This is a genomic window from Methylophilus methylotrophus DSM 46235 = ATCC 53528, assembly GCF_000378225.1.
Taxonomy (GTDB): Bacteria; Pseudomonadota; Gammaproteobacteria; order Burkholderiales; family Methylophilaceae; genus Methylophilus; species Methylophilus methylotrophus.
Window position 1 is genome coordinate 97,680 of record NZ_KB905143.1, and the last position, 19,831, is coordinate 117,510.

21 protein-coding genes and 1 riboswitch are annotated in these 19,831 nt (G+C 50.7%); of the genes, 7 read left to right on the plus strand and 14 right to left on the minus strand.

Translation table 11 applies throughout. From position 1 onward, the window contains the following. The first annotated feature begins 66 nt into the window (after positions 1–66). Both lptF and lptG read left to right on the plus strand, forming a co-directional pair. Positions 67–1,170, plus strand: coding sequence for an LPS export ABC transporter permease LptF (gene lptF / locus F463_RS0108980; RefSeq protein ID WP_018986744.1), 1,104 nt, complete (start codon positions 67–69; stop codon positions 1,168–1,170). A gap of 4 nt (positions 1,171–1,174) precedes the next feature. Beyond that, on the plus strand, positions 1,175–2,269 hold the full coding sequence (lptG, locus tag F463_RS0108985) for an LPS export ABC transporter permease LptG (RefSeq protein WP_026295459.1): 1,095 nt from the start codon (positions 1,175–1,177) through the stop codon (positions 2,267–2,269). On the opposite strand, the gene F463_RS0108990 is transcribed toward lptG, so the two are convergent. Genes F463_RS0108990 through F463_RS0109000 form a run of 3 tightly spaced genes read right to left on the minus strand, consistent with a single transcriptional unit; the run spans position 2,266 to position 3,763 of the window. Next, positions 2,266–2,673 carry an RDD family protein gene (locus F463_RS0108990; protein WP_018986746.1) on the minus strand — a complete coding sequence of 136 codons (408 nt, stop codon included), beginning with the start codon at positions 2,671–2,673 and terminating at the stop codon, positions 2,266–2,268. The genes lptG and F463_RS0108990 overlap by 4 nt on opposite strands. 59 nt (positions 2,674–2,732) lie before the next feature. After that, entirely contained in the window at positions 2,733–3,275 is a 543-nt protein-coding gene (gene fae, locus F463_RS0108995; protein ID WP_018986747.1) for a formaldehyde-activating enzyme, read from the minus strand. A gap of 47 nt (positions 3,276–3,322) precedes the next feature. Further along, on the minus strand, positions 3,323–3,763 hold the full coding sequence (locus tag F463_RS0109000; protein ID WP_026295460.1) for a GNAT family N-acetyltransferase: 441 nt from the start codon (positions 3,761–3,763) through the stop codon (positions 3,323–3,325). Positions 3,764–3,846: 83 nt separating this feature from the next. On the opposite strand from F463_RS0109000, the gene F463_RS0109005 reads away from it, so the two are divergent. Beyond that, positions 3,847–4,227, plus strand: a complete 381-nt coding sequence (locus F463_RS0109005; RefSeq protein ID WP_018986749.1) for a DoxX family membrane protein — start codon at positions 3,847–3,849, stop codon at positions 4,225–4,227. A gap of 60 nt (positions 4,228–4,287) precedes the next feature. On the opposite strand, the gene F463_RS0109010 is transcribed toward F463_RS0109005, so the two are convergent. From F463_RS0109010 to def, 7 genes are all read right to left on the minus strand, one after another. Further along, on the minus strand, positions 4,288–5,550 hold the full coding sequence (locus F463_RS0109010; protein WP_018986750.1) for a sigma-54-dependent transcriptional regulator: 1,263 nt from the start codon (positions 5,548–5,550) through the stop codon (positions 4,288–4,290). Between the two features lie 9 nt (positions 5,551–5,559). Beyond that, positions 5,560–7,722, minus strand: coding sequence for a sensor histidine kinase (locus tag F463_RS0109015; protein WP_018986751.1), 2,163 nt, complete (start codon positions 7,720–7,722; stop codon positions 5,560–5,562). Positions 7,723–7,725: 3 nt separating this feature from the next. Then, positions 7,726–8,304, minus strand: coding sequence for a DUF4390 domain-containing protein (locus F463_RS0109020; RefSeq protein ID WP_018986752.1), 579 nt, complete (start codon positions 8,302–8,304; stop codon positions 7,726–7,728). Then, complete coding sequence (gene rsmB / locus F463_RS0109025) at positions 8,282–9,568, minus strand: 16S rRNA (cytosine(967)-C(5))-methyltransferase RsmB (protein ID WP_018986753.1); 1,287 nt, start codon at positions 9,566–9,568, stop codon at positions 8,282–8,284. The genes F463_RS0109020 and rsmB overlap by 23 nt, the downstream gene beginning before the upstream one ends. Positions 9,569–9,689: 121 nt before the next feature. Further along, positions 9,690–10,562 (minus strand): zinc metalloprotease HtpX, encoded by an 873-nt coding sequence (htpX, locus tag F463_RS0109030; RefSeq protein ID WP_018986754.1) that lies wholly within the window; start codon positions 10,560–10,562, stop codon positions 9,690–9,692. Between the two features lie 143 nt (positions 10,563–10,705). Further along, positions 10,706–11,626 carry a methionyl-tRNA formyltransferase gene (gene fmt / locus F463_RS0109035; protein ID WP_018986755.1) on the minus strand — a complete coding sequence of 307 codons (921 nt, stop codon included), beginning with the start codon at positions 11,624–11,626 and terminating at the stop codon, positions 10,706–10,708. 20 nt (positions 11,627–11,646) lie between these two features. After that, the gene (def, locus tag F463_RS0109040; protein ID WP_018986756.1) at positions 11,647–12,162 is read right to left on the minus strand and encodes a peptide deformylase; all 516 of its coding nucleotides are present in this window, start codon (positions 12,160–12,162) and stop codon (positions 11,647–11,649) included. Between the two features lie 167 nt (positions 12,163–12,329). On the opposite strand from def, the gene F463_RS0109045 reads away from it, so the two are divergent. From F463_RS0109045 to F463_RS0109055, 3 genes are read left to right on the plus strand one after another with little or no spacing between them, the layout of a single operon-like run. Continuing rightward, positions 12,330–13,364: a LysM peptidoglycan-binding domain-containing protein gene (locus tag F463_RS0109045; RefSeq protein WP_018986757.1), complete on the plus strand. Its 1,035-nt coding sequence runs from the start codon at positions 12,330–12,332 to the stop codon at positions 13,362–13,364. Positions 13,365–13,379: 15 nt separating this feature from the next. Further along, positions 13,380–14,492 (plus strand): DNA-processing protein DprA, encoded by a 1,113-nt coding sequence (dprA, locus tag F463_RS0109050; RefSeq protein ID WP_018986758.1) that lies wholly within the window; start codon positions 13,380–13,382, stop codon positions 14,490–14,492. Positions 14,493–14,544: 52 nt separating this feature from the next. Further along, positions 14,545–15,012 carry a Smg family protein gene (locus F463_RS0109055; protein WP_018986759.1) on the plus strand — a complete coding sequence of 156 codons (468 nt, stop codon included), beginning with the start codon at positions 14,545–14,547 and terminating at the stop codon, positions 15,010–15,012. Between the two features lie 61 nt (positions 15,013–15,073). Here the strand turns inward: F463_RS0109055 and metF are convergent, their stop codons facing one another. The 3 genes from metF to ahcY form a co-directional block, all read right to left on the minus strand. Continuing rightward, positions 15,074–15,901, minus strand: coding sequence for a methylenetetrahydrofolate reductase [NAD(P)H] (gene metF / locus F463_RS0109060; RefSeq protein ID WP_018986760.1), 828 nt, complete (start codon positions 15,899–15,901; stop codon positions 15,074–15,076). 52 nt (positions 15,902–15,953) lie between these two features. Next, positions 15,954–16,304 (minus strand): phage holin family protein, encoded by a 351-nt coding sequence (locus F463_RS0109065; protein ID WP_018986761.1) that lies wholly within the window; start codon positions 16,302–16,304, stop codon positions 15,954–15,956. Positions 16,305–16,392: 88 nt separating this feature from the next. Beyond that, positions 16,393–17,802: an adenosylhomocysteinase gene (gene ahcY / locus F463_RS0109070; protein ID WP_018986762.1), complete on the minus strand. Its 1,410-nt coding sequence runs from the start codon at positions 17,800–17,802 to the stop codon at positions 16,393–16,395. A 92-nt stretch (positions 17,803–17,894) separates the two neighbouring features. Continuing rightward, positions 17,895–17,977, minus strand: a riboswitch (S-adenosyl-L-homocysteine riboswitch). A gap of 225 nt (positions 17,978–18,202) precedes the next feature. Between ahcY and F463_RS14980 the strand changes: the two genes are divergently transcribed. Continuing rightward, the gene (locus F463_RS14980; protein WP_154650038.1) at positions 18,203–18,352 is read left to right on the plus strand and encodes a hypothetical protein; all 150 of its coding nucleotides are present in this window, start codon (positions 18,203–18,205) and stop codon (positions 18,350–18,352) included. A 146-nt stretch (positions 18,353–18,498) separates the two neighbouring features. On the opposite strand, the gene F463_RS0109080 is transcribed toward F463_RS14980, so the two are convergent. Continuing rightward, positions 18,499–19,506, minus strand: coding sequence for a S1 family peptidase (locus tag F463_RS0109080; protein ID WP_018986764.1), 1,008 nt, complete (start codon positions 19,504–19,506; stop codon positions 18,499–18,501). Positions 19,507–19,831 lie beyond the last annotated feature (325 nt).

Sequence of the window (19,831 nt, forward strand, 5' to 3'; positions counted from 1 at the left end):
CAACTAGCCTGAGTGATGGTTGTATTATCTAGTGTTTTATGCTGATTTCAAAGCGGTGCATCTAAATTGAAAATTTTCAAACGTGCATTGTCTGCAGAGTTAATGTCCTCGGCCTCTGCCATTTTCCTGATTATTCTCGGTATTGTGGTAGCCCAGCGTGCAGGTAATATCGTGCGCCAGGTGTCCAAGGGCATTTTACCCAATGACGCCATCGGCACCATCCTGACCTTCAGCCTGGTGCAATTCATGCCCATGATGCTATCGCTGGCGATCTTCCTGGCAGTACTCCTGACGCTGACGCGCTGGCACCGTGATTCGGAAATGGTGATCTGGATGAACGCCGGGCTCAGTTTACGCCAGTGGGTGATGCCCATCATGCGTTTTATTACTCCTATCGTACTCATCATCAGCCTGTTCAGCCTGGTGATCATGCCGTGGGCCAACGACAAGGCCGAAAACTATCGGGCACAACTCAAAAAGCGTGACGAACTCTCCTCCATCAGCCCAGGGACATTTAAAGAGTCCAATAACGGTGAGCGTATTTACTTTATTGAGAGCTTCGACAAACTGGGCTACGAGGTCAAGAATATCTTTGTGCAATCGCAGCAGCATGGAAAAACCGGCATTATCACCGCCAATAGAGGTAGCCGTTACAAAGCGCCCAATGGCGACAATTTCCTGCGTATGGAACATGGCAGGCGTTATGAAACCATCCCCAACACCCTGGAAGTCACCACGACTGAATTCGAACGTTACGATATTCGGGTAGAGATCAAGGAATCCACACCGCCGACCAGTACTGCGCAAACCAAGTCTACACAATCATTAATCACTGGCGCCACGACTGCTGATCAAGCAGAACTGCACTGGCGGCTAGCCATTCCCATTTCGACCATTGTCATGGTGTTACTTGCCATCCCTTTAAGCTTTGTCGACCCCCGCGCCGGGCGTTCACTCAACATTATGTTTGCCATCCTGATCTTTATCATCTACAACAACATGCTGAGTATCTTTCAAGCATGGATCACGCAGGGAAAAATCTCGATTGTCGTTGGGCTCTGGCCAGTGCATTTAAGCTTTATCCTGCTTGGCTGGTATTTATATTACCGGCGCAAATACCTCAAACCATTGATTCCCGACTGGTTCAAACGTCGGGCAAAACGTGTATAAAGCCATGACACTCGTCATCTTAAATCGTTATTTCTGGAAGGAAATCAGCTTTAGCATCATGCTGGTGCTGCTGGGCCTGCTCGCCATGTTTTCCTTCTTTGACCTGTTGCAAGAGCTGGACAGCCTGGGAAGAGGACATTACGGCATCAACAGCATGCTGATTTATGTGGGCCTCAGCATTCCCGGTCATATTTACGAAGTTGCCCCGGTCGCCGTTCTTCTGGGGATTGTCTACACACTCGGCGCCATGGCCAGCAGCTCCGAACTGATTGTGATGCGTACCAGTGGCATTTCATTGCAAACCATTGCCAAAATGCTGCTGAGCATAGGCCTGGTCTTTGCCCTAGTCACCTTCCTGATTGGTGAGGTTATTGCCCCCATCAGCGAAAAAATGGCGCAACGCATTCGTATCCAGGCCACGGACTCCGTCATTGCACAGGATTTCCAGTCTGGTCTATGGATTAAGGATGGCAGCAGCTTCGTCAATGTCAACACGGTGATGCCTGACTCCAGCCTGGTAGATATCCGTATTTATGACTTTGATCCTGAGTTCCGTTTGCGCACAATCAGTCATGCTGACAAAGGCTATTTTGAGGATGACCACTGGGTATTATCCAATGTGACACAAACCAAAATGAATACCAGCAAGGCCGTCCAGCATAATTCGGTCACCTCGCAATTTTTCAAGCAAACCAAGTGGGAGTCGCTGATCAGGCCGGAATTGCTCAATGTATTGCTGGTACTGCCAGAGAAAATGTCGGCATGGAACCTGTATAGTTTTATCCAGTATCTGCACCAGAACGGCCAGCGAAGTACCCGTTACCAGGTCGCGTTATGGTCCAAGCTGGTTTACCCCTTAGCCTGCCTGGTGATGGTCATGTTGGCCCTGCCATTTGGCTTTTTACAACAACGTGCAGGCGGCATCAGCGCCAAGATTTTTGCAGGTATTTTCCTGGGTGTGGTCTACCAGATCATGAACCGTGTGTTTGTGCACTTGGGGGTATTGAACGACTGGTCACCGCTTGTGAGCGCCATCAGTCCGACACTGATTTTTTTAGCGGCCGGTCTCGGCATGCTGTATTACGTTGAACGGCGCTAAGTCCTGGGTAATTCAATGATGCGTGATCCTAACAGGCGATCATGCAAGAACTGCTGATCGCGGTCCAGCAAGGCCCACCATAGAGTTAATCCGGCAGGTAACAACAACAGACAAGCTAGTAGATAGCGCCGCATGGCTTGCTGGTGACTCAGCAACTGTCCATGCGCATCCACCACTTTAAGTTTCCAGGTCTGGCTGGCCAGTGTTTGCCCAGTGACCACCCAGCAGCCTACAAAATAAGCACCGATGGCTGCCCACAGTAATATTTGCAGACCCAAGCGCTTCCAGCCCTGACTGGCATCGCCGATCAGCATGATATACGCCGCTGTCAACACCAGCGCCAGCGCCAGCATCAACAGCGCCTCATAAACCACGGCCAGATAGCGTTTGATCAAATACTTCATTTGGTTTCATCCACATAACAAAAACCCCGCAAGTGCGGGGTCAGGCAGAAAGGCTTGGGTTATTTCTGATCCCAGCTGTCTTCCCACATACAGTGCTTGATTTTGTGACGGTTAGCGATGATTTCATCAATGCTAGGCTCGTCGTTCAAGGCGCGTTTCAAGGCCAGCTTGATCGCTTCGTAGTTGTTTTTGTACAGGTCAGCCTTGTCCAGGTTTGCTTCTTTGGCACAGCCCGGATCAATCCACAGCAATGCAACGATGCACAGGTCATTCACCAGCTCTTTAGGGATAATGCCTTCAATCACGGCATCGGTGATGCCGTCAGCCACGCCCGCTTGTACCACGCCACCAAACAGTTCGATGTTCAGTGAGTCTTTCAAGGTGACTTTTGGCACCATCATGGTGGCAGGGCGCACCATCTGGTTGATGTCACGCACGGCAAACATGGCTGTGTGGCCTTTGGTTTGCGCCATCATGTTGGCAAAAGCAGTGCCGACTGGGCCATCTACGGAGCCGATGACGATTTCCGGCATGGCTGCAGTCACATCTTTGCCTTCGGAAAATACGGTCGCTTCACCGGCTTTCATTACGATTTTTGACATGAGAATTCCTTTTATGTCTGCAAGTTGGAGAAAAACTGAAATCGTGATTATACCAGTTCAAGCTGCATATCCACATGCAAGATATCGGCATCACTGTAGGGCTCGCTACAGACTTCAAACCCTGCCTGCTGGTAAAAGCCGATGGCATGCGTCTGTGCCGAAAGACGCGCATGCGTCACCTCAAACTGGCGGCAAATATTGATCGCCTGCATCAGCAATGCCTCACCTATGCCTTTCCCCCGCCATGCAGGCAATACTGCCATACGTCCAATATACCCTTCAGGCATGACCCTGGCACAACCTACAGCCTGACCATCAACGCTGGCCAATAAATGTATCGCCACCTCATCTGTCTCATCCCACTCCAAGTCAACAGGCACATGCTGCTCTTCGATGAAGACGCGCTGCCGGATGCGACAGCACTCTGGCCATAAAGGTTGGTGCATAGCCAAGGTGTGGATCATGAGCTTGGTGTGTTGTACGGGCATCGTCGCTCCGGCTGAAATATTGCAATTGTAACTGGCGACAGGCATCATACGTGCTTTATTAAAACAGGATTTGAGGAAAAGTGATGAGTCGTTTTCAAACTGCAGCAGCCAGAATTTTGCTGGGACTGGTATTTTTTGGCGTGGTGATTTTAAAACTGATGGCCATATTGAATACCCCGGATGGTTATCTGCAATACCAGATGATGCTCGGTCAATTTGGCTTGCCCGCTGTTTTTGCCCCGTTATTGATCCTGATTCAGTTTGTGTTTGGCTTGATGCTGATTCTTGGTTTTAAAACCCAGCTGTCAGCAAGGGTTTTGGGGGGGCTGGCAGTCTTCATGGCGCTGGTACTGGGCCAGGCCTCGCTGGATGCATTCTTCGCCTATATGGGTATCGCTGGCGGCATGTTGTTGCTGAGCGTTTACCCGCAAACCGCCTGCAGTCTGGATAACCGCAGTTTGTAAATCATGCTTGATTAAAAAGCCGGGTCACCCCGGCTTTTTTATTGCAGAAAATGCAAACACTCAACCCTTGATCTTGATCCCCAACTGTTTAAGCTTCCGGTATAGATGTGTACGTTCCAGCCCGGAAATCTCTGATAAGCGGCTCATGTTGTTTTTCACCAGCCGCATATGGTACTGGAAGTAAAAACGCTCAAACTCATCACGCGCTTCACGCAGCGGCTGGTCAAGGTTGAGCGGCATATGCTGCTCGGCGGACTCCATGGCCTGGCCCTGGAAATTAGCAAGTACACGCTGCACATCCGCCTGTGTGATAGTATCCCCCAGGCTGGTCATGAGCAGGTTTTGTACAACAGACTCCAACTCACCGAGATCCCCTGGCCAGTCGGCATTACGTAAAGCATTCAAAGCCGCCACATCAAACGCTTTATAGTCAATCTTGCTTGCTTCAACCATCAAAGTAGCCATGGCGCTCGCCAGGTCGGGAATATCCTCCTTGTGTTCATCCAGGCACGGCACCTTCACCGCAGCACCTGCCAGTGTTTGCAGCAGCGACTGCTCCAGCATGGCTTTTTCAATGAGTTGCGGCAAGCCATGTTCACTGGCACAAATCACACGGACACCATATTTTTCTGATTTGTTAATCAGCAGACTCAGGCCTTTTTGTTCAGTTTTACCCAGCCTGGTGACTTCATCGACAAACACCACCCCTTCACGCGCCTGTTCCAGGATTTCCATAGGGGCAGTCACCAGTTTTTCATATTCTGTCAGCGCAACCCAGGGTGTATTTTGCGGGCGCAAAAACTTGGCGCACAAAGGCACACTACCGCCCTTTTTGCCAATCAGGAATAGCGTATTTTTATGGCGGGCGAGTTGTTCCAGTCGTTGCTTGAGTTCCTGGATCACTGCACTTTTACCGAAACTGGACAGGTTGATTTCTGTGTGGGCCAGATGTTCGGTGTGCTTGATGGCTGCCCCTACGGTTTTGAGCAGTTTTTGCAGCGCAATCGGTTTTTCGAGGAAATCAAACGCGCCCAGGCGGGTGGCCTCAACAGCAGTATCTATCGTGCCATGCCCAGACATCATAATCACCGGCATGGTCAGCAAGCCTGCATTGGCCCACTCTTTAAGCAGGCTGATACCGTCACAATCCGGCATCCAGATATCCAGCAGGACCAGATCCGGTCGCAGTTTGAGACGTTCGTCTCGCGCAATCTGCGCGTTCTCCGCTAGTCGTACGACATGCCCTTCATCGCGCAAGATGTCGCTCAACAACTCACGGATGCCTATCTCGTCATCGACCACCAAAATATTACGTGAAGCCATGGTACTTCCTTACACGATGCGCTCAACGCGCCGACGCTGTTGTTGTTTATCTACCGGCAAGCTGATGGTGACGCTGGCGCCCCCTTGTGGCAGATTGTCTATGCGAATCTGTCCACGCTGCTCTTCTATCATTTTTTTGACAATGGCTAATCCCAACCCTGTGCCGTGAGCCTTGGTAGTCACGTAAGGTTCAAATATCCTGGCCATCACATCGGTCGGGAAACCACTACCGTTATCGGTCACTGCGAGTTTTATACGCTCGCCATCATAATCGGTCAAGATGACAATTTGCGGATCAGCGACATTGAGTAACGCATCCTGAGCATTTTGCAGCAGATTATGCAGGATTTGCCGCATCATGGTGGCATCGGCATCAATCTCCGGCAGCTGCTCATGCAAAGCCAGAACCAGCTTGACCGTAGAGGCATTGTACAGACTGCTGACATCGCGGATCAACGCATTCAAATCCAGTTTGACCAACTTTACAGCGGGAGTCCTGGCGTACTCGCTGAATTCATTGACCATGTTTTTCATGGCCTGTACTTGGTTAACAATCGTATCTGTGGCTTTCAGCAGCATCTCGGCATCTTTGTTGTCTAGCTTGTCCTGCAATTTGAACTGCAACCGCTCGGCCGACAATTGTATGGGTGTCAGCGGGTTCTTGATCTCATGTGCCAGGCGTCTCGCCACCTCTGCCCAGGCAGCATCACGCTGTGCCTGTGCCATTGCAGTGACATCATCGAACACCACTACCAGGCCATGCCCGGCACCTTCAGGCAGCCGTGTCACTCGCAACATCAGAATCTGCGTACCGTGCACGCCTTCAATTTCTATCTGGCTGGTCATGTGCCGCTCATGGCGCTCGAATTGCAAGGTTTCCTCATAGTGCTGCATGACCAATCCCGTAAAGGGACTCAAATAGGGATTTTCGGCAGCGATCTCGGTAAAAACCTTGTTCTTGAAACCAACCAGCGAAATCCCCAGGATATTGGTCGCTGCCAGGTTATACACACGCAACTCCGCACGCTCATTAATGGTCATGACGCCGGAACTCAGGTGCGACAAAATCGCCTCGAGGTAAGCACGCGCGGATTCGACATGCTGACGGCTCTGTTCGGAAGCATTTTTCGCCTCCTGCAACTGGCGCGTCATGCTGTTAAATGACTTCACCAGCACACTCAGCTCATCCTTGCCAAACGAAGGCAGTTGCTGCGAGTAATCACCCGTGGCAATCAGGCGCGTCCCTTCTGCCAGCACCGTCAGTGGTTGCGCCATGCGACGGCTCAGGGCAAAGGCAATCGTCAAGGCACCGAGCATGGACAACAGCAAGATCATGGTCAGCGTCAGCATGAAGATGTCTTTCAGTGACTGGCGGCTGTAAGACAGTGTTTGGTATTCGCGATAAACTTCCTGCACGGATTCAGCCGTATTTGACAGGGCTTTGGGCACTGGCTGCATTAATTGCAGAATGCGCATTTCCCCGGTAATCCCCAAGTTTTCGACAGGAATCAGCACCCGCATGTATAGGCCCTTGCCCGGAATGGGCTCGATTTTGCCATACACACCACTCCTGGCCTGTCGCAACTGTGGGACTGAGGGCAGCTCCGGCAGAAAGCTGCTGGGGTCGGAACTACTGACGGCCAAAATTGCCCCCTGGGGACTCAGCAATGCCGCATCCTGAATGCCCGCTTTTTCGCGCAGATCGTTAATCTGGCTGTAATGTGAGCGTGCAGGCTGCAAAGACAATGACACTGCCATGCTTTGTGCCTTTTCCTTGACATCACCCAGCATAATATCAAGTGCACGCTGCCCGAGGCTAAGCCCCCCATCCAGCGCAGATTCGACCTTGACGTTAAACCAGGACTCAATCGAACGCGACAGGAAATTCACAGACACCAGATACACAATCATGCCTGGAATCAATGCCATCAACGCAAAGGTGACCAGTAACCTGAAATTGAGTTTACTACCGACCTGCCTGGCTTTGGTAGTCAGATAAAGATGGCGCAGCTGGTAAGCAATGACACCGAGCAACAGCAAGGCTAATCCGGCATTGACATAGAGCAAGACCAGATAATAATCACCGCTGATAGCCGTATTCGCACTGGCCAGTGACAGCAGGTAAAGCAGGACTGCTGCCAGGACAATCGACGAAATCAGGACATACCGCATAAGCTAGCGCTGTGTTTCCTTTACCCACCAGGTAAATGTGGGTGTCACCAACTCCCAGTCGCTTTCACCCAATGCATCCAGCTGCAATGCTTTGGGCAGTTTGCTGGTATCCAGGTGCATTTTGAGCGCGGCCTGGTAAGACTGGTTTTTTTCCAGCGTGGCATGCGGCACAAGACGCCAGTCGTGGATGACTCCCAGCTCGCGCTTGGCCTCGCCCAGGCTGTCAAATACTTTTTGCTGCTGGGGATAATTAATCAGGTATTGCTTGGTCAGCGCATGATAATTAAGTGTGACCGCGCGTCGTTCCGTGACGACTTCATCATCAAACCAGTACTTTAGGGGTTTGACAAGTTGGAATTCATACAAAAAAGTCAGGGCCACGCCTTTATTGAGTGCCTCTTCCAGCGCGCGGCCAAACTGGATATCCATATCCGCATCCAGCGTCCACACATCATCACGCAATACCAGTTCGGCATTGCGAATGTGCGCATGATTGCCAGCTGCCACCACCATCCAGGTGGTGAGGGTCAGTAGCAATACGCCTGACCAAAGTAATCGATTAATGTTTTTGCAGTAGCGCATAAAACAATCCGTCATGTTCGGCAGTCGGCAACAACTGGCCACCAAGCGACTGACATGGCAATGTGGACACGTCAAAAACGACTGGCAATCTTGTCGCATCTGCATGCGTACTTAAAAACTGCTGAATTTGCATTTCGTTTTCTTGTTGAAATATTGAGCATGTCACGTACAGCAATTTACCGTCTTTTGTCAGCATTTGCCACAAATTCGATAAAATTTCCTGCTGCGTTCTCGCAAAAGTCGCCAGATCTTCAGCCCTGCGCAACCATTTCATGTCCACGTGGCGACGCACAATACCAGAGGCACTGCAAGGCACATCTGCCAGGATACGGTCGAATAACTGACCATCAAACCAGTCAGCTTGCGCCGCATTGCCAACCATCACCTGAGTCTGCAACCCCAAACGCTGGAGATTATCCTCTACCCGCTGCAATCGTTCTGCCTCTATATCCAGCGCTAGCAAATCCACCTCGCATGTTTCCAGGAGATGGCAGGTCTTGCCACCTGGCGCACTGCAGGCATCAAGCACACGCATACCAGGCTGCAGGTCCAGCAAGGGTGCCGCCCATTGCGCACCGGCATCCTGCACACTGACCCAGCCTGCCTCAAAATGAGGTAGCTTGTGGACAGGCAAAGGTTGCTGCAACTGGATGGCCGTCCCTCCCAAATGATGCGCTTTTATGCCGGCCTTCTCCAACCATTGCATATATGACGCCACATCCGTCTTGCGCAGGTTCACACGCAAAGTCATGGGCGGATGGCTATTACCGACATCAAGGATGGTTTGCCACTGCTGCGGGTACTGCTGCTTGAGGGTGTCTATCCACCATTGCGGATAATTAAACTTCACCTCCTCTCGCTGGGCAACCGTGGATTGCAAGGCGGTGCGCTGGCGTAAAAAATTACGCAAGACAGCATTCACCAGCGCTTTTGCCCAGCGCTGGCCGGTTTTACCGGCTGCTTCCACCGCCTGATTAACCACCGTGAAGTCATTATCTGCACCATGCAGCAATTGCGACAATGCCACCAGGAGCAAGGCGTGTACGCGATCATCTGTCACCGGCTTTGAGGTCAGGGCCTGCAGGTACGCGGCGGCCTCTGCATAAAACCGCAGGGTCAGATAACTGTAATCCTGCGCTGCCGCCTGTTGTTGTGGCGTAGCCGATTTGACCTTGCGCAAGGCTTTGGGCATGGAAACAGTCAGATTATGTCCGGCCAACACCTCGGCCACCGCATACGCGGCAATTAACTGGGCAACTTGCACAGGGAATCTCTAGGCAAAAAAACTTATTTTACTTGATGCGCCCCGATTGCACAGTGAAAACGCATGCAATAAAAAAAGGCCTTCACAAGGAAAGCCTTTTGTAACACGTTTTACCGCTTAATTAATACTGGCTTGCCAACGCCATCAAGCGGCGAATCCGCTCCTCTGTTTGCGGGTGGGTACTGAACAATCCTGCCAGGTCGGCACCAGACAAAGGATTGATAATCATCATTTGCCCGGTTTCAGGATGCTGCTCCGCAGTCATGTTCGGGATCTGGTGGGCATAGTTATGGATTTTTTCCAGTGCTGCTGCCAAGGCCTTGGGATCACGACTAATATCCGCGCCCATGCGGTCCGCTTCATATTCGCGTGACCGCGAGATCGCCATCTGGATCAATGACGCCGCCAGCGGCGCCAATATCATGATCAGGATACTAATCAACGGGTTGGGTCTGTCCTCACCCTCTCTATGGGCACCACCAAACATCATGCCAAACTGTGCAATCGATGAAATCGCACCGGCAACGGTCGCTGAAATGGTCGAAATCAGCGTATCACGGTTTTTAACGTGCGCCAGTTCATGCGCCATCACACCTCGTAACTCACGCTCACTCAAGATTTGCATAATCCCTGTGGTTGCTGCAACGGCCGCATTTTCAGGATTGCGACCGGTAGCAAACGCATTGGGCTGGCTTTCATTGATCACAAATACGCGTGGCATGGGTAATTCCGCACGCTCTGCGAGCTCTTTGACCATGTTGTAGTAATTGCGGAACTGCCCATTGCCAAAATTGTTCTCGGCATTGATTTCCACCGCGCCATACATTTTCAATACCGCCTGATCACTAAACCAATAGGCATAAAAGTTCATGCCTCCGGCCAACAACAAGGCCAGTAACATGCCGCCCTGACCGCCCAATGCCCCACCGACAGCGACAAATAATGCCGTGATTGCTGCCATCAGCACAAAGGTTTTGGTCCAGTTACCTAACATACATACTCCTTGAATACATTGAATACCACCATCCTAATATGTGGGGATGACAGGCGTTTTTCAATGGCTGATACCCATATACTTAAGGACTCAAAACTAAAGATGATCTTGAACACAGCTGACGTTCCGGATCACCATTGTTCTTAGAAAAACTGGTCACCCACCTGCACGTGCTGACCTTGTACAAACTGCTGTGCCGTTTGCCGTTTGCCGCCAGGCATTTGCAGCTCATGAATTTCCAATACGCCTTCACCACAAGCCACACGTAAAGGCTGTGTTTCAAGCACCCTCCCAGGCTGGCCTTGCCCATTTTCCGCCTGCGCAAACCATATTTTGCAGACCTGCTCTTTAAATTTGGCTGTGGCGACGGGAAACGGATTAAAGGCTCGTACCTGACGCGAAAGTTGTTGTGCTGGCTGAGTCCAATCGATGGCCGATTCCGACTTTTCCACCTTGTGGGCATAGGTCACCAGCGACTCATCCTGCACTTCAGAAGCTAATTGGCCGGTGGTTTGCAATGTGTGCATCGCCTCGACCATCAAACGCGCACCCTCACGGCTGATCGCATCATGCAGGCTCTGTGTAGTGTCAGCTTCGGTAATGGCAGTAGACCATTTGCTGACCATATTGCCCGCATCCAGCTTGGGCACCACTTCCATAATTGTGACCCCGGTCTCGGCATCGCCCGCTAGGATGGCTCTATGAATAGGCGCGGCGCCACGCCAGCGCGGTAGCAATGAGCCATGAATGTTATAACAGCCTTTGGAAGGCAAACTCAACACGGCAGTTGGAATAATCAGGCCGTACGCCGCCACGATCATCACGTCTGCCTGTGTGGCGGCGAGCTCAGCTTGCACTTCGGCTGGTTTGAGGCTTTCCGGCTGAAACACTCGCAAGCCATGCTGGAGTGCTAGTTGCTTGACCGGGCTGGCTTTGAGTTGCATACCGCGTCCGGCAGGACGATCCGGCTGCGTGAGCACCATGACAATCTCATGCCCTGCATCTATCAAGCCTTGTAAGGCAGGCACGGCAAACTCCGGGGTCCCGGCATAAATAATTCGCATATGATTTCTATGTTCCGTGCTTAGTAACTGTTGCGCTCGATTTCACGCGCATGCTTGACCATTTTGGTGCGGATACGATTCCGTTTGAGTGGGGACAGATACTCCACAAACACCTTGCCTTTGAGGTGATCCATTTCGTGCTGGATACACACACTGAGCAGGCCATCTGCATCCAGCTTGAAGGTTTTGCCATGCACGTCCTGCGCTTCAACAGTAATGAATTCAGCACGTGTGACACTCTCGTAAATGCCGGGCACGGATAAGCAGCCCTCTTCATAATCCTGGCTGCCAGACTGGGCAATGATTTTGGGATTGATCAATACCAGCAAATCGTCCTTTTCCTTGCTTAAATCAATCACAATCAGCTGGATATGACGGTCAACCTGGGTCGCCGCCAGGCCTATGCCTGGCGCATCATACATGGTCTCCGCCATATCGCTTACCAGTTGCTGCAAGGCCTCATCAAACACTTGCACGGGCTTGGCCACAGTGTGCAAGCGCGGATCCGGATATTGCAAAATTGGAAGGTGTGCCATGCTCTAGAAATCTTTCCATTCAAATAGTTTGCGGGAAAACAGGGCAAAACGCCCTTTTTTCACCTTGATCAGAACTTTAAACCCATGCTAGATTGGTCGACATTGCGCAGACGCGGCGCACCGTGAGTGCTGCCATCCTTTTCAGCTGCATAGTACAGAGACGCCCCATGACCAAAATTGTTCAAATTATAACCTCGCTTGCCCTGGCTTGTTGCAGCTTGTTGGCGCAGGCAGAAGAAATTCCACTGCGCGCGCACCATCCGGACCGCCATGTCGTGGTCAAAGGCGATACGCTATGGGATATTTCTGCCAAGTTTCTCAAAAACCCATGGCAATGGCCGCAAATCTGGCAACTTAACCGTGAACGCATTAAAAACCCACACTGGATTTACCCAGGGGATGTGATTGTGCTGGATACCAGCAGCGGCAAACCCGTGCTGAAACTGGTGCGTGAATCGGTCACGCTCGAGCCAGGCATCATCGTGACGCCGATCAAAGGCGATGCGATTCCGGCGATACAGCCCAGTACCATCCTGCCATTTTTGACCAAGCCCATGCTCATCTCGCCCGAAAACTTGAAAGCGGCGCCAAGGATAGTCGCAGCACAAGAGGAGCGAGAAATTTTAAGTCCCGGCACGCACATTTATGTACAAGGGTTACCTGAGTCAAACAGAAACGTGTGGGCGATTTACCGTGAAGGCGAACCGGTCAAGGATCCGGAAACCGGCGAACTGCTTGGCAATGAAGCACATTACCTCGGTGAAGCCAGACTGTTACGCCCTGGCCAGCCGGCAACATTAACAGTCACACAAGCCAAGGAAGAAATTGCTGTTAAGGACAAACTGATTGCGGTGGAAGATGAACTAACGCCTGCTTACATTCCGCATGCGCCTGAAACGCAGATACAGGGACAGATTGCACGTGTCAGCCAGGGCATTAATGAAACCGGTTATGGCCGTGTCGTGGTGCTCAACCGCGGCGAAGAACAGGGCCTGGAACGCGGCCATGTATTATCTGTGCTGCGCAAGGGCGTGAATATGGTGGACCCGGAATCCGACCCCAAAAAACCAGTCAACATACAGTTACCCGATGAGCCGGTCGGCCTGGTGATGGTGTTCAAGACCTTCCCCAAACTGTCTTACGCCCTGGTGATGCAGGCCTCACAGCCTATCCATACCGAAGACGTTGTACGCACCCCATAACCTGTCAGCAATCGCGTGACCTTAACAACCAATCAACTCACGCCTTGGATTGCGCTTAGCCTGGTTGACGGGCTAGGCAGCGTCACTTATTGCCAGTTGCTATTACGCTTTCAAACGCCAGAAGCGGTTTTGGCAGCGCCCTATACCGCCCTGCGCGAGATTGTTAACAAAGAGGTCGCTGATGGCATCCAGAAAGCCATGGATGATCCACATATTGCACTCACACTGGACTGGCTGACGCAAACGGATAACCACCTGATTACCCTGGGCGACCCTTATTACCCGCAGCGACTGCTGGAAACTGACCAGCCCCCGCCAGTACTATATGCCAAGGGCAACTTGCAAATGCTCAAACGTCCTGGCATGGCAATTGTCGGTAGCAGACATGCGACCCCACAGGGTGAAGCCACTGCCGAAAATTTTGCCGAGAGCTTGTGCCGTGCAGGATTTGCCGTCGTCAGCGGATTGGCCCTGGGCATCGATGGCGCCGCACACCGCGGCGCGTTGAAAGCGGATGGCGCGACGATTGCTGTGGTTGGCACCGGGCTGGATATTGTTTATCCGGCTAAACATAAGGCCTTAGCGCACCAGATTGCCAAATACGGGCTACTGCTTTCCGAATATCCGCTGGGCACCCCATCCCTCACGCACAATTTTCCGCGCCGCAACCGTATTATCAGCGGATTATCTGAAGGCTGCCTGGTGGTAGAAGCCAATATTGATAGCGGCTCATTGATTACCGCTAGGCTCGCCACCGAGCAAGGTCGGGAAGTGTTTGCCATTCCGGGCTCAATTCACTCCCCAGTGGCCAAGGGGTGCCATGCATTGATTAAGCAAGGCGCAAAACTGGTGGAATCCACCGACGATATTGTGAGCGAATTGCGTCATGTCCGCCTGCCAAACCCGGCAGTTTCGATTAGCCCGAATGGGCCATTACCCGATTGGACTAATCTACCCGCAGAAGCAAGCCCTGTATTGGCCTGCATGGGATTTGACCCTCTCTTCGCCGAGCAGATTGCGGCGCGCTCAGGCTTGACGCCCGAACAAGTTTCCACCATGCTAACACTACTTGAATTAGAAGGTGTGGTTAGCCATCTCGCCAACGGTCAATTCCAACGACTGGCTTAAACCTACCCATAAACGCTGGCAATGTCTCAGCGTATTTGAGGAGACTATATACATGTTGGAAGTATTGATATTTATTTATCAAAATTACTGGGACAAACATGATGCGTTGGAGCTGAAAGAAACAGACGAAACCATCATGGCTTACGAGCTATCCCAGGCTGGATTTAACCATCAGGATATCTTGCACGCGGTGGACTGGGTCAAAGATCTGCGCCGCTCGGTACAACAACCGCAATACCAGCAGGACCCAGCGGCAATCCGCGTTTTCTGCGATATGGAACGCAGCAAGATTAATGACGACAGCCTGAATTTCCTGGGCTTGCTGCAAAGAAGCAACATCATCTCGGCTTATGAGCGCGACCTGATTATTGACCGCGCCATGGTGCTGCCACAGGAAACACTGAGTATGGAAGATATCCGCTGGATCACGATGATGGTGTTGTGGGACGAGACCCGTAAACAGGATTACCTGTTTGTCGAAGATGCCTTGTTTAACCCGCAAGGTCTTTCACTGCAATAAGCGTATGCTTCAAAAAAACAAAAGCGCGACCATAATCAGGGCGCGCTTTTGTTTTTTATGGTTACAGTTGCCGGATAATCTGGCCAATAATGCCAGCCTGGTTCAGCGTATAGAAATGCATTTTATCCACGCCAGACGCAATCAGCTTGGCGCAAATATCGGTGACTACATCCACGCCAAAAGCACGTAATGAAGCCAAGTCATCACCATAAGCTTCCAGACGTAAACGCAACCAGCGTGGAATCTCTGCACCACATACATTGGAAAAACGCGCCAGCTGCGTGTAATTGTAGATCGGCATGATGCCGGGAATGATAGGCGCTGTAACACCCATTTTTTGCGCCGCTTCCACAAAACGGAAATACGCATCCATATTGTAAAAGTACTGCGTAATGGCAGAATCGGCACCGGCATCGATTTTACGTTTGAAGTTTTCCAGGTCTTTTTGTGCAGAACCTGCTTCCGGATGAAACTCAGGGTAAGCCGCCACTTCGAGGTGAAACCAGTCACCGGTTTCAGCACGGATAAAACTCACCAGCTCATTGGCATATTTAAAATCGCCAGCACTCACTTCGCCTGAAGGGATATCGCCGCGCAAGGTGACCAGTCGCTTGATGCCTTTGGCTTGATAAGCCTGTAATAACTCACGAATTTCTTCTTTACTAGAGGAAATACAGGAAATATGAGGTGCTGCCCCATGGCCTTCCGCCTGGATTTCCAGCACGCTTTCCATGGTACGGTCACGCGTGGAGCCACCTGCGCCAAAAGTGACCGAGAAAAATTCGGGTGAAAATGCCGCCAGCTCATTGCGCACATTGCGCAGATTGGCCATGCCTTCTACCGTCTTGGGCGGGAAGAATTCAAAACTGTAAGAGATATTATTATTCACTTGTTTAATCTTTATCTATTTGCGCTTGACGCGACGCCAGCTGGCTGAGCATTTAATCCTTGCCATCCACGACAATCGCGCTGAGCACGCCCGAAATCAGACTGTAGACCAGTGCACCAACCACGCCGATGAGGATAGAGCTGACCGAAAAACCTTCCAGGTAATTGCCCACCGCCCAAAAAAGCAGTCCGTTAATGACCAGTATAAACAGGCCCAGCGTCAATAAGGTGATGGGCAAGGTCAGAATAACCAACAGCGGTTTAATCAACACATTGACCAGGCCAATCACCAAGGCTGCCACCAATGCCGCTTTAAAGTTCGCCACATGAATGCCAGGCACCAGGTAGGTGACTGATATCAGCGCGACTGCATTCAAAACCCAGACAACTAGCAATCTAAACATGTTGACTCCTCAGGATGATGTGAGGGGAGTGTACACCGAAACCATCGCCAGGACATCTGGCGATGGCTCCAAGTGTGGATACCGCGGTTTAGTATCTGTAATGATCTGGCTTGTATGGGCCGTTTTTGTTCACGCCAATATAAGCTGCTTGTGCATCCGTCAAAGTAGTCAATTGTGCATTGAGTTTCTTCAATTGCAAGATCGCCACTTTTTCATCCAGGTGCTTAGGTAAAGTGTAAACACCTACCGGATACTTGCTGGTTTGCGTAAACAACTCGATTTGCGCAATCGTCTGGTTGGCAAAGCTTGAGCTCATGACATAGCTTGGGTGGCCAGTACCGCAACCCAAGTTGACCAGACGGCCTTTTGCCAGCAGGATAATACGCTTGCCGTCAGGGAAAATGACGTGGTCCACTTGTGGCTTGATTTCTTCCCACTGGTATTTTTCAATGCTGGCAACATCGATTTCGTTATCGAAGTGGCCAATGTTACACACAATGGCCTGGTCTTTCATTTTGGCCATATGCTCATGCGTAATGACATGGTAGTTACCGGTGGCTGTGACAAAAATATCGGCATGCTCAGCCGCATAATCCATGGTAACGACACGGTAGCCTTCCATGGCTGCCTGCAAGGCACAAATCGGGTCAATCTCAGTCACCCACACTTGGGCAGACAACGCGCGCAAAGCCTGTGCAGAACCTTTACCCACGTCACCGTAACCGGCTACGACGGCAATTTTACCGGCGATCATCACGTCAGTCGCACGCTTGATACCGTCTACTAATGATTCACGGCAGCCATACAGGTTGTCGAATTTTGACTTGGTGACAGAGTCGTTGACGTTGATCGCCGGGAAGGCCAGCTTGCCTTCTTTGTGCATTTGGTACAAACGGTGCACGCCAGTGGTGGTTTCTTCGGTCACGCCTTTGATTGCAGCCAAACGCACGGAGTACCAGTTTGGGTCTGTTTTCAGCTTGGCTTTAATCGCGTTGAACAAACAGATTTCTTCTTCAGAGGTCGGATTGGCCACCACAGATAAATCTTTTTCAGCACGAGTACCCAGGTGTAACAATAAAGTCGCATCACCACCATCATCCAGAATCATGTTGGAGTAGCCACCGTCAGTCCATTCAAAAATACGGTGAGTGTAATCCCAGTACTCCTCCAGTGATTCACCTTTGACGGCAAATACGGCAGTCCCGGTCGCAGCAATCGCAGCCGCAGCATGGTCTTGGGTAGAGAAAATATTACAGGAAGCCCAGCGCACTTCAGCACCCAAATCCTTCAGGGTTTCAATCAGTACAGCGGTCTGGATAGTCATATGCAAGGAGCCAGTGATACGGGCGCCTTTGAGCGGTTGTTGAGCAGCATATTCTTCACGAATCGCCATCAAGCCTGGCATTTCAGTCTCGGCAATCGCAATCTCCTTGCGACCCCAGCCAGCCAATGACATATCAGCAACAACGTAATCTTTGATATCAGCTACAGTATTCATGTTTCAATCCTTAAAAAATATGAAAACTGAGCAGGAAATGTTCATAAGAACCGGGGAAACGTTTGTTCACCTTTTTTCCGTGCTCGCACAGTGAAAAGTGAACGCCGTTAAGATGCTTTGCAGCAAATGCTCTGAGCCTGGGAGCCGAATGACTCTCGCAGCGTTCCTCAGAAGTTGCGGATTATACGCTAACCCTGGCATTTTACAAAAAAGCCAGCGCTGGCAAACTTTAAACAAAGGGATTATTCCCGCGTAAATAAACCGCTAAATCGGGTGTGATAAGTGAATTTATAAACTGACGTCATTCCTCCCTGTTACTCTGCAAAATCATTGTCATACACCTATGCCATGATGTCATCACAGCAACACTCAAGACAACAGATTAGGAAAGGTGGTTCGCATGACGATGTATCAAGTAATGGATGAAGAGAACCATTGCATCGCAACCTTTCATCATTTTCAGGAAGCGATATATACCGCACAAGACTTTACCTTGTGGGATGATGAACATTACTACCATGTTGAAGAACTCGACATGGCAGTGGCTTAAGCGATTGCAATATTGGATTAAATTCGCATAGATGTAATTCAAAAGTGATTTAAAGCAAAAGCGCCCGGTTGGGCGCTTTTTTATTGCTCAATACTTATACTTAGTTGACTGATTATCCCTGAGCTGATGGTCTCGTTACGAAATATTCATGGCAAGCTTTTCATGGCTACCTTAAGCTCTTCTGCCTTTTCAGTATCCAGATGGCTTAATGTATCTACTCGCGCCATTGCCTCGCCATGATTACCACTGGCTTCAGCAATCATCGCCAGGTAGTAAAAAGCCTGGCTATGCTGGTCGTTCATACTGATCACACGGTGCAGATGTTGTTCAGCAGTGGTGAAATCCTTTGTTTCATACTCTGCAGCGGCCAGGTAAAACCAGGCCTCGGTGTTTTGTGGCTCTTTCGCAGTCCATTGCTCTGCAATCACCTTGAGGCCTTTCCAGTCTTTGTGCAGGTAGGGAAAAACCACTTTCATAAAGTAAGGCCACTCGGCAGCCGGTTTGCCCCAGAATGGCAGTTCGCTCTTCACTACAATGGGTCCTGCCGGTTTGCTGATCAATGCTTGGATCCAATCGACTGACATATAGTAGTAATAGGCGTCCTTACCTGGGCTTTTAAGCGTAATCAAACCAACCAATGCGCCGCTGTCATCAAACAGGCCACCGCCACTAGCTCCCTGCCTAAAGGTACTGGTCGCACGCACGATGACAGAATCATCCATGGTAAACAGGCCCTTAACGACACCGCTGGTGCTCACTGGTGCAGGGACAAAACTTGGGTAGCCAATGGTGAATACAGGTTGCTCATATTTAAGCTCACGGCTAGATTTCATGGTCACTGGCGTCAGAGGCAAATCTTCCATTTGCAGCATGCAGACATCGTGCTCCCAATCTGGCTTGACGCCGACTGCGTGATAAGCCGCCCCGCCACTCACTACGCTGATACTGCTGGCATTCGCAACCACATGGCAGTTAGTTACTACCTGGTTTTCAGCGACCACCACGCCAGAGCCCAAACCATATTGACCGTTTTTCAGGCCAACTTGCACGCGTAACACACGACTGTTCAAATCCTGAACCAGTCCATCGGCTGGTTCCGCCATCAGCGGTACACTTAAGCACGCTAACAATAATCCGATCATTAACTTCGTCATGTTGTGCTCCAATCCGTGGCGCCCGGGGCAATGACCCAATGGGCATTAAGTAAGTTGGAAAGCTGTTCAAGCTTGTTTTAGCAAGACGTATTCCAACCATGGAGCTGGCTTTTCCGCACGTTAAAAACGCTTGGAAAAGCAATGCCAAAATAAAAAATAATCATTAATAATCAATGTGCTAAATACAAAATAACTTTATTTTCATGGATATAACGGAGTGAGCAAGAGAGTTTTCTAGCGGTGATGCAGCCCAAAATCGCACTATAAAAGTGCACTACCCTTTATGGACGCACAACCAGGAGGCATTCGAGGTTTAAAGTGGATG

Coding starts and splice junctions, on each gene's coding strand:
- fae (WP_018986747.1), bottom strand. CDS start 3,275: ATGTCAAAAATCGTAATGAAAGCCGGTGAAGCGACCGTATTTTCCGAA.
- F463_RS14980 (WP_154650038.1), top strand. CDS start 18,203: ATGACGATGTATCAAGTAATGGATGAAGAGAACCATTGCATCGCAACC.
- F463_RS0109015 (WP_018986751.1), bottom strand. CDS start 7,722: ATGCGGTATGTCCTGATTTCGTCGATTGTCCTGGCAGCAGTCCTGCTT.
- F463_RS0109020 (WP_018986752.1), bottom strand. CDS start 8,304: ATGCGCTACTGCAAAAACATTAATCGATTACTTTGGTCAGGCGTATTG.
- F463_RS0109005 (WP_018986749.1), top strand. CDS start 3,847: ATGAGTCGTTTTCAAACTGCAGCAGCCAGAATTTTGCTGGGACTGGTA.
- ahcY (WP_018986762.1), bottom strand. CDS start 17,802: ATGAATACTGTAGCTGATATCAAAGATTACGTTGTTGCTGATATGTCA.
- def (WP_018986756.1), bottom strand. CDS start 12,162: ATGGCACACCTTCCAATTTTGCAATATCCGGATCCGCGCTTGCACACT.
- lptG (WP_026295459.1), top strand. CDS start 1,175: ATGACACTCGTCATCTTAAATCGTTATTTCTGGAAGGAAATCAGCTTT.
- F463_RS0109045 (WP_018986757.1), top strand. CDS start 12,330: ATGACCAAAATTGTTCAAATTATAACCTCGCTTGCCCTGGCTTGTTGC.
- F463_RS0109080 (WP_018986764.1), bottom strand. CDS start 19,506: ATGACGAAGTTAATGATCGGATTATTGTTAGCGTGCTTAAGTGTACCG.
- F463_RS0109055 (WP_018986759.1), top strand. CDS start 14,545: ATGTTGGAAGTATTGATATTTATTTATCAAAATTACTGGGACAAACAT.
- F463_RS0109000 (WP_026295460.1), bottom strand. CDS start 3,763: ATGCCCGTACAACACACCAAGCTCATGATCCACACCTTGGCTATGCAC.
- F463_RS0109010 (WP_018986750.1), bottom strand. CDS start 5,550: ATGGCTTCACGTAATATTTTGGTGGTCGATGACGAGATAGGCATCCGT.
- F463_RS0109065 (WP_018986761.1), bottom strand. CDS start 16,304: ATGTTTAGATTGCTAGTTGTCTGGGTTTTGAATGCAGTCGCGCTGATA.
- F463_RS0108990 (WP_018986746.1), bottom strand. CDS start 2,673: ATGAAGTATTTGATCAAACGCTATCTGGCCGTGGTTTATGAGGCGCTG.
- htpX (WP_018986754.1), bottom strand. CDS start 10,562: ATGTTAGGTAACTGGACCAAAACCTTTGTGCTGATGGCAGCAATCACG.
- fmt (WP_018986755.1), bottom strand. CDS start 11,626: ATGCGAATTATTTATGCCGGGACCCCGGAGTTTGCCGTGCCTGCCTTA.